The organism is Corynebacterium amycolatum SK46, assembly GCF_000173655.1.
Lineage (GTDB): Bacteria > Actinomycetota > Actinomycetes > Mycobacteriales > Mycobacteriaceae > Corynebacterium > Corynebacterium amycolatum_A.
On record NZ_ABZU01000029.1, the window covers coordinates 1 to 9,498 of the forward strand.

5 protein-coding genes are annotated in these 9,498 nt (G+C 59.6%); 3 read left to right on the forward strand and 2 right to left on the reverse strand.

From position 1 onward, the window contains the following. Positions 1–331: 331 nt before the first annotated feature. Both CORAM0001_RS10570 and CORAM0001_RS10575 read left to right on the forward strand, forming a co-directional pair. Positions 332–1,297, forward strand: a complete 966-nt coding sequence (locus tag CORAM0001_RS10570) for a DMT family transporter (protein WP_005511971.1) — start codon at positions 332–334, stop codon at positions 1,295–1,297. Positions 1,298–1,454: 157 nt separating this feature from the next. Further along, a complete protein-coding gene (locus tag CORAM0001_RS10575) occupies positions 1,455–2,426 on the forward strand; it encodes a class C sortase (protein WP_005511972.1) in 972 nt (323 codons plus the stop codon). 5 nt (positions 2,427–2,431) lie between these two features. On the opposite strand, the gene CORAM0001_RS10580 is transcribed toward CORAM0001_RS10575, so the two are convergent. Both CORAM0001_RS10580 and CORAM0001_RS10585 read right to left on the reverse strand, forming a co-directional pair. Beyond that, the gene (locus CORAM0001_RS10580) at positions 2,432–4,738 is read right to left on the reverse strand and encodes a YhgE/Pip domain-containing protein (protein ID WP_005511974.1); all 2,307 of its coding nucleotides are present in this window, start codon (positions 4,736–4,738) and stop codon (positions 2,432–2,434) included. Then, entirely contained in the window at positions 4,738–7,371 is a 2,634-nt protein-coding gene (locus CORAM0001_RS10585) for a YhgE/Pip domain-containing protein (protein WP_005511969.1), read from the reverse strand. Before CORAM0001_RS10585 ends, CORAM0001_RS10580 begins: the two co-directional genes overlap by 1 nt. Before the next feature lie 269 nt (positions 7,372–7,640). Here CORAM0001_RS10585 and leuA point away from each other — a divergent pair, with 269 nt between their 5' ends. Continuing rightward, positions 7,641–9,458, forward strand: a complete 1,818-nt coding sequence (leuA, locus tag CORAM0001_RS10590) for a 2-isopropylmalate synthase (protein ID WP_040361979.1) — start codon at positions 7,641–7,643, stop codon at positions 9,456–9,458. Positions 9,459–9,498: the final 40 nt, after the last annotated feature.

The window sequence follows — 9,498 nt, forward strand, 5'->3', positions numbered from 1 at the left end:
CGGCCCTGAAACCTGTCAAAACTGACATAAATCTAGTCAGTAACTCTCGGTACTGTGCCAGGAACTCCGGGTTCAGTCAGTTTCACTCCTGAGCTCCCGAACTCCCGGGGCTCCGAGCTCAGCCAGCTCCACTCCTGAACTCCCGAACTCCCGGGGCTCCGGGCTCAGTCAGTTTCACTCCGGGCTCCTCGGCTCCGGGCTCCCCGGCCCGAGCTCAGTCAGCATCTCGGCCGACCCAGCTGATTCCTGAGGCGCTGCACTCACCAAGCACTGCCCCGCTTAACCCCTGCGAAGTGGACATGACAAGTGTTGCATGCCTAGCATTCCCTACGTGAACAATGACCTTCTCGCCGCGATACTGGCACTGCTGTCCGCACTCAGCATCGCGTGGGGAACCGTCATCCGCCACAACCTCTCCGGAACACTGGAAGAGGGCACCAGCACACTTCGCGGAGTGGCGAAGACCCTGAAGCTGCCGCGCTGGTGGCTGGGCTCGACCTTGGCGATTGCCGGGTATGTATTTCAAGTCGCGGCGCTCGCGTTTGGCACGTTGCTCCTGGTGCAGCCGTTGTTGGTCATGAAGCTGATGCTCACGCTCCCGCTGGCAGCGAAGGTCAACGGTCGGCGTATTTCGCGGTCAGAGATGATCTGGTCCGTGGCGCTTACTTTTGCGGTGGCGACGCTGGTGTTGCTCGGCAAGCCGACTGCCGGCTCCACCGATATCCCCACCTACCTGTGGGGATGGTCTCTTGCCGCCGGTGGCGTGGTCACCTGCGGACTGTACGCCGCTGCAGTTCAGTGGCCCAACACCGGCACCGGTGGCGACTCAGACACCAAACAGCGCGGAGTGCTGCGCCAGAACCCGAAGGCCCTGCTGCTCGGCACGGCAACCGGCTGGCTGTACGGCTTCGTCGCGCTGCTGTCTAAGTCGGTGGTCGATACTTATGTCAATGACGGGCTCGTCCAACTCCTGCTCTCCTGGGAACTCTGGCTGCTGGTGGCACTGGCGGTTATTGGCGTCGGCCTGCAGCAGGCGGCTTTTAACGCAGGACCGTTGCAGGCTTCGCTACCAGCTATGACCGTCGTGGAGCCGATCGTTGCCTTCAGCTTGGGATACATCGTTCTTGGTGAGCGCTTCCAGGCAGTTGGTGTGCAGTGGGCGGCGCTGTTTATCGCACTGGTGACCATGATTTCTGCCACTATTGCCCTGGCGGCTCGGCCGGCAGAGGCCACCTCCACAAGCGCCCCAAGCGCCGCAGACACCACCACAGACTCCACCGATGCCGCCGCGCGGTAAGTAGAGTTCAACTCTCCCGGGCCGCATGACCTAAATTGGTATTTGCACTTATTAAGTCGTTAGCGATTTGTCGGCCTGGCTATCCCCTGCCCGGGAACTATCCCCGGTGAGAAAGACCCGTGGCCGCTATGCACAAGGTCACCAAAGGTAGGACTCGATGGGGCGTCATTCCCATTCCAAGCGGGCAACCAACACCAAAGCAAAGCCCCAAAAGGGCAAGAAGCTGAACTCGAACACCATCATCGCCCTGCTGTTGATCATTGGTGGTTTGGGAGTGCTGCTGTACCCGGTTGTCGCAACGCAGTGGAACAACTTCCTGCAGGCCCGAGCCGCAGATGAGTATTCCAAGCTGGAGAAATCCGCTCCTCCTGAGGTCTTGGACACCGCCTGGAACGAGGCCCACGAGTACAACGCCAGCCTCGGCGAGGTCAATCCCGGCGACGCCTGGACCACCTCCGATGACGAGTCTTCCCCGGAGTACCAGCGCTATCGCCACTACCTCGACGTGCTTGGCGAGACCGACGCGCTCGGCCGCATCGTCATCCCGTCCATCAACTCTGACCTGCCCATTTTCCACGGCACGTCGGAAAAGTCGCTTTCGCGCGGTGTCGGTCACCTCTATGGCACCGACTTCCCGGTCGGCGGCGTGGGCGAGGGTGAAGGTCGTCACGCGTCGCTGTCGGCGCATACGGGTCTGCAAAATGCGACGCTGTGGGACAACCTCGACAAGGTCAAGAAGGGCGACGCGTTCTACATCGCAGTCGCGGGTCACAAGTTGAAGTATGAGGTCCACGACGTAGCCGTCGTAAAGCCGGATGAAACCGATGCTTTACGACGCGTCCCTGGAGAAGACCTGATCACCCTGATTACGTGCACGCCTTACGGCATTAACACGCACCGCCTGCTGGTGACGGGGCACCAGGTGCCGATGGATCCTGACGAGGAGTCCGTATTCGACGGCAGCGGCTCGCAGTGGCAGTGGTGGATGTGGGCCATCCTGGCAGCAGCGGCAGTGATTATTGCGCTGCTGATTTGGTGGCTGCGGAAGCTCTCGCGCGACGGCAAGGGCGAACCGGAGGCCGAGGGCGAGAGCGATAAGACCGACGCTGCGCCGGAGGCGAAGGACTAAGCCACCTACGTGGTGGCCATCACCTTCGTCTCTTCAATTGCGTTCTTGATCCGGTTAATTCCCTTTTCAAAGATGCGCTGAAGGCCAAGCGCCAGAATCAGTGACGGGATGATGAACAGCAGCAGGGCGAATAGCTTCTTCCAGAAGTCAGCCTCATAAATGCCAGCAATCGTGCTGCGGAACATGTCGATGGCATAGGTGCCTGGCAGCCACGGGCTAATATTTTGGACCCACTGCGGCACCAGCGGCAGCGGATACGCACCACCGGCGGCCGAGACCTGCATCACCAACAGCAGCACACAGATGGCCTTACCGGCGTTGTCGAAGGTGAAGACGAACGAGAAGATGATCAGCATAAACACCAGCGAAATCATCCAGCCAGCCAGCAGCATCAGGAATGGGTGCGCGGGCTCGATGCCCACATACACCTGAAGTCCCAAGACCATCAGGGTGGCTTGAACCAGCCCCACGCTAGCGAAGGTGGCGAACCTGCCGAAGAACTTCTCGACACGGGTGTAGTCATCGGTCGGGGCAGCGTTGGTTTGCTCGTCGCTGGCGTCGGCGGCGGCCTCGTCGCTGGTCTCACCGTCGGCTGCATCGGCCTGCGCCTCATCGACCTGATCAGCACCGGCCGCATCGACCGCATCGCCGACCTTCTGACCAGTGCGACTGCGCACCGTGGTGCGAATCAGCACCGACGACAGCAGCGCACCGATCCACAGCGCGAGGGTCGCATAGAACGGCGCCATACCCGCACCGAAGCTCTGGACTGGGAATACGGGGTCCTCCTCGACCTGCACCGGCGCGGCCAACTGCGCGGCCAGGGCACTTGGGTCATCACCGACGGCCTCAGCAATTCGCGAGAGGTCACCGGTGTCCTTAGCTTCCTCCAGTGCGTTGTGGATCTCGTCGAAACGAGCGGCCAGATCATCAAAGCGGGTACTTAGGCCCATCGTGGCGGCGCTGGTCTTACGCAGCGTATCCACCGGCGAGCCCGAAATCGTACCGCGAATGCCGCGAATGTCCTCGCCAATGACCTCGATGTCATTGCTGAGACGCGACACCGGCTCCGACAGTGCGTCGATCTGCGGGCGCAGATTCTGCTCGTAGGAGTTCTTGGCATTTTCCACAGCGGCAATCGCAGCCGTGAATGCGTCCTTCGCCTGGCTTATCGACGATCCCGTATCCCGGCCACCACGCAAATCCGCTGCCACGGCGGAGAAACTCTCCTGCAGCCCACGGGTGCGAGCAATCGAGGTGTTTAGATCGGAAATCGCGCGGTCATAGCCCGGCTTGGCGACACCCGGAACCACTGCCCCAACGGTGTCTTCCAAACGGTCGCGCATCGCAGTCAGACCGTCGGCCTGCTGGCCGAACTTGGCTGCCATCGCATCAAAGGTATCCGCTGTCGCACCACTGGTGGCCTGGGTGCCGTCGACAAGCTCGTTGACACGGTCGCGCACGCCTTCGTAGCTCGCCTGCGTTGCGTCGAGCGCCGTGCTAACAGAGCCGCGGACATTGCCGACCGCAGCTTCCAGATCGCCGGCGACGTTGCCGTCACCCGAGCCGTTGCGCAGAATGTCCATTCGCGCACCAGCGTTTTCCAAGATGGAATCCGCGGTCTCCACCAGCGGCACGGTGGTCTCCACCAGCGTGGACAGCGACCTCGCAGTCTGCGCACCGGAGCGCAGTCGCGCGGCGGTGTCATCAACGCGGTTTTGCACGCGCGTCAGTGCCTGCTTGGAGTCGGAGGTGTTCAGGTACTCATCCAGCGAGGTGATTGCGCCCAGCCCAACACTGGCGACGACCTGCGTGAAATTCTTATCGATCTCCTGAATAACGCCGCTCGCGCCCTTGCCCGTAATAATCGACGACAGCGCGTTCTTCTTCTCATTCGTATAGAGCGTCAGCTTCGGCGCCTTGGTACCCCGGACGTAGAAGGTCATCAGTTCGGTACTGAAGTTTTCCGGAAGCACGATTGCCGCGTAGTAGTCACCGGACTTAGTGCCGTCGATGGCATCCGCGGAATCCGTAATCCGCCAGTCGATGTCGTGATTACGGCTCAGCTTCGACAGCACCTCGTTGCCCAAGTTGAGGTCAATCGCACCGATATCCGTACGATGCCCGCGGTCATTACTGGCGACCGCAATCTTCAGCTTTTCCGTGTTCTCAAATGGCTCCCAGCTGGCCAGCACGTTAAAGCAGGTGAACAGCAGCGGAATCAGCACCAGACCGAAAACCATGATGCCGGTCATCGTGTTCTGGCGGATCACCCGAAAGTCATTCCGCACAATTTCAAGAACGTTTCTCATTAGGCTTCACCTTCTGGGGAAGTCTTCACGCTTGCCGACGACACCTTCGCCTGTGGCTCGAACGAATCACCAGCATTTTCCAGCGAGTACGCATGCGGATGGGAAGTTTGGTGCTCCATGTAGGCGCGCAGCTCCTCCTCCGACAGCTCGCTGAGCTCTTGAGCGTGAATCACAGACTGCTTGACGTACTCGCGCACCGCGATGTAGGCGACGCAGAGCAGCACAAACAGGCAAGCCAGACCGAAGAACAGGGCCTTTTGATCCGGGTAGTTGCGGGCCAAAATACCCAGCACCACCAGGGCGGCCAACGAGACACCAATGGCAATGCGCATGAACAGTGCGTAGCTGCCACGCAGATTCTCCATCCGCTCGTCGACTCGCGACTGGTACTCCTCGCGGTTACGCAGCGCAAAGACGAGGTCACTGAGCTTGTATCCGCTACCGACCAGGTGGACTTCTTCGTTGTTGACCAGGCCGCCCTCTTCAAGCTGGTGGTTAACCAAGATGTTGACCGAGGACAAGCTGCGGCGCAGCCAGTAACCAACCACGTAGGCGACCACTGCCATGGCCATCAAGGTGAGCATATTCTTCAAGTAGTAATTCGAGTAGAAACCACCAATGGTCTCGCGGAGAGCATCAATGCCGTAGGTCAACGGCAAGAACGGATTCAGTGCCTGGAAGAAGTCCGGGGTCATCTCAATTGGATAGAGACCGGCGGCACCAGGAATCTGAATAAACGCGAGCACCACGGCAATACCACGTCCCACGTGGCCAAACGCCGCCACCATACTGTAAATAATGGCGAGATAACACAACTCCACCACGACACAGGTGAGGACGAACGCAACCGCGCTGACATGCTGTACACCAATGACGATGTCACCGATGGAGACAATCAGCGCCTGGAAAGTAGCGATGATGCCCAGCAGCAATGTGCGGCCCATGTACGCCTGGCCCACCGTGATTTCCTTGAAACCTTCCGCGTCGACTTCCACGCGGAAAATCACAATCAGAATGAACGCACCAATCCACAGCGACAGGTTGGTAAACAGCGCCGCCATACCCGAGCCGTAGTGATCCACCGGGAACACGGCCTCAGTCTTAATCTCAGCCGGATCGCTCAGGAACTGCGAAATACCCTCGGGATCGAGGTCATTGACCATTTCCATGGCTTCCCGTTCTTCGGTGGTGCCCAAGGTAAGGACATCGAGACGCGCGGTTTCCAGGCCATCGCGCACCCCGTCGAGGTCGGCCTTGAAGCTCTCGAGGACCTGATCCGCAGCGGAAAGCTGCCCACTCGTAGCGTCGAGAAGCGCGGACGTTTCCTTGACGGTGTCCTTTTGCGCGCCCAGCGCCGCCGCGTACGAACCCACGCGCGCGTTGAGCTGATTAAGCGCCTTGCTCAACTGCGGGAGTGCGTCCTGGGACGCCTGACGAATCTGATCCGAGGCGGCCTTGCCGTCCTTAGTGGCCTGCGCCAATGCCTCGCTGGTGGCGTTGAGGGAGTCGAGGGTTCCCTGCGCCGAGCCGGAGACGTTCTTCAGGCCCTCCACCAGCTCTCTATTGGTGGCGTTGCTCTCGTCGAGCGCATCGATGGTGCGCTGGATTGCCTGCTTATCCGGGCCGTTGAGCGGGTTGGCTTCCAGCAGGGAATTCAGCCCACCAATGACCTGATCCGCCTGGTTGACGATGTCCTCCGCCGCAGCCGTCGCAGAATCCGAACGGGAAATTGCGCCCTGTAGATTGCCAGTCATCGCGCCAATCGCGGCGTTGGCGTTACCGGTGCCCTCCACCAGAGCGGTGCTGCCCTGCAAGTAGGCGTCGTTGAGATCTGCGGAGAAATTCAGAACCTCGTTGTTGAGCTCACCAGTAATCGCCTGCACCTGCGTCAACGCATCCTGGGCGTCATCGAGGGCCGTGTCCACGCTGCCGAGAGTCTTCTTAATCTGCGCAATCGTCGGCTGCAGATCACCAATCTGCTCCTGGATAGCACCGACTTCATCGCGGCTATTGGCAACCGCATCAGCGACATCCTGGAAAGCGTCAGCGGAATTGAGACGAGCCGCATCGAACCGGCCCTGCAGCAGGCCACCAGCTTCCTTGACCTGCTCAGTGACCGCTTTCGCGATTTCCTTATTGAAGGACGCGGAAATCTGACCATCAATTCCAGACGCACCCTGCGCCGTAATGTGCGGTGAAATTGCGTTGATCTTCTGGTTGGCGCGGTACTCCAGCTTCGCTGGATGCCCCTTACCTTGGATCAAATCAACCATTTCCTGCGAGAAGTTCGGCGGAATGGTGATGGAGGCGAAGACCTTGCCACGCTTTAGGTCTCGATCTGCCTTCTCGGCATCGGAGAACTGCCAACCCAGTTCATGGTTCTGTTTAAGTTGTTTGACCACTTGGTTGCCGACATTGAGACCTCCGGTAACCGTGGAACTCGCGCCCTTGTCTTCATTAACAATTGCCACGCCGATATTCTCGGTGTGCTCATACGGATCCCAGAATCCTGGGATGTTGAACCACGAATACAAGGCAGGGGTAACCATCACGCCGATGATGATGACCCACACTTTTGGGCTATTGCGGAGACGGCGCAAGTCTCGCTTAAGAATAGACCAGCTAGTTTGCACCTTTAGGACGCTATCATCTTTACCTCACTAAATACATTGGTACTAGTTTTAGAACTATTGGCAGGTAATGGCGCGGGGTCGCAATATCTTCTACCCCACTAAAACCCCCAAAAAATGAAATTCATCTCACTAAAGGGGTAAGGTACATCACATGCAACGCGGACTACTGCTTCTATGCCGCGGCGGGGCTTGGGTTTAAGGCCGGCTCCCCGTCGCGGGGTAAGTTGTGCCGGCCTACAAGAGAAGTCCGAATTAGAAAGGCCCACAACATGTCTCCTTCCGACGCTTTTATTTCCGCTCCTTCTGTAATCTCCACTCCTGCTGGCGAGATTCCGGAAGGACAGCCTGCTTGGAATAAGCAGCGCAACTCCCAGATGGCAACCAACCGCTACCTGCCTTACGACCAGGAAGTTCAGGACTTCCAGCTGAAGGACCGCACCTGGCCGGACAAGCGCATTACTAAGGCACCGGTTTGGTGTGCCGTCGACCTGCGCGACGGCAACCAGGCGCTGATTGATCCGATGAGCCCGGAGCGCAAGCGCCGCATGTTCGAGCTGCTGGTCCAGATGGGATACAAGGAAATTGAGGTCGGATTCCCGTCCGCTTCCCAGACCGACTACAACTTCGTGCGCGAGATCATTGAGAAGAACATGATCCCGGACGATGTCACCATCCAGGTCCTGGTTCAGGCTCGCGAGCACCTGATTCGCCGTACTTTTGAGGCCTGCGCCGGTGCAAAGAACGTCATCGTTCACTTCTACAACTCCACCTCAATCCTGCAGCGCGATGTTGTGTTCCGTAAGGACAAGGACGCGATCAAGAAGATTGCCACCGACGCCGCGGAGCTGATCAAGACCATCGCGAAGGACTACCCGGACACCAACTGGCGTTGGGAGTACTCGCCGGAGTCCTACACCGGCACCGAGGTTGAGTACGCCAAGGAAGTCGTCGACGCCGTGGTTGATGTCATCGACCCGACGCCGGAGAACCCAATCATCATCAACCTGCCGTCGACCGTGGAGATGATCACTCCGAACGTCTACGCAGACTCCATCGAGTGGATGCACCGCAACCTCAACCGCCGCGACTCCATCATTCTGTCGCTGCACCCGCACAACGACCGCGGCACCGGCATCGCCACCGCTGAGCTGGGTTACATGGCCGGCGCTGACCGCATCGAGGGGTGCCTCTTCGGCAACGGCGAGCGCACCGGTAACGTCTGCCTGGTCACCCTGGGCCTGAACATGCTGACCCAGGGCGTCGACCCGCAGATCGACTTCTCCGACATCGACCTGATTCGCCGCACCGTCGAGTACTGCAACCAGCTGCGCGTTCCGGAGCGCCACCCGTACGGCGGCGACCTGGTATTCACCGCTTTCTCCGGTTCCCACCAGGACGCCGTGAACAAGGGCCTCGACGCAATGGCAGACAAGGTCCGCCCGGGCGCTGCCGTCAAGGAGCTTTCCGACGAGGACCTGCGCGCGGTGACCTGGGAGGTTCCTTACCTGCCCATCGACCCGAAGGACGTCGGTCGTTCTTATGAGGCCGTTATTCGCGTGAACTCCCAGTCCGGCAAGGGCGGCGTGGCCTACATCATGAAGACGGACCACGGCATGAACCTGCCGCGCTCCATGCAGGTCGAGTTCTCCTCCGTCGTGCAGGCAGTCACCGACGCCGAAGGCGGCGAGGTCAACTCCAAGGCGATTTGGGACATCTTCGCAGGTGAGTACCTGGACCGCGAGGCTCCACTCGAGCAGATTGCCCTGACTGTCGACGCAGCTCAGAACGAGTCGGACGCCACCAAGATCAAGGCTCATATCATCTACGAGGGCAAGGAGCAGACCGTCGAGGGTGTCGGCAACGGCCCGCTGGCCGCTTACGCCAACGCGCTGGAGAAGCTCGGCATCAACGTCGAGGTTCAGGAATACGTCCAGCACGCTCGCACCGCAGGTGACGACGCCGAGGCTGCGGCCTACGTCCTCGCAGATGTCAACGGCACCAAGGTCTGGGGCTCCGGCATCGCTGGTTCCATCACCTACGCGTCGCTGAAGGCAGTCACCAGCGCGGTCAACCGCGCACTGGCTTAAACTCCACATAGTTACTGCCTAGGTTTATGGCACTTTCGTG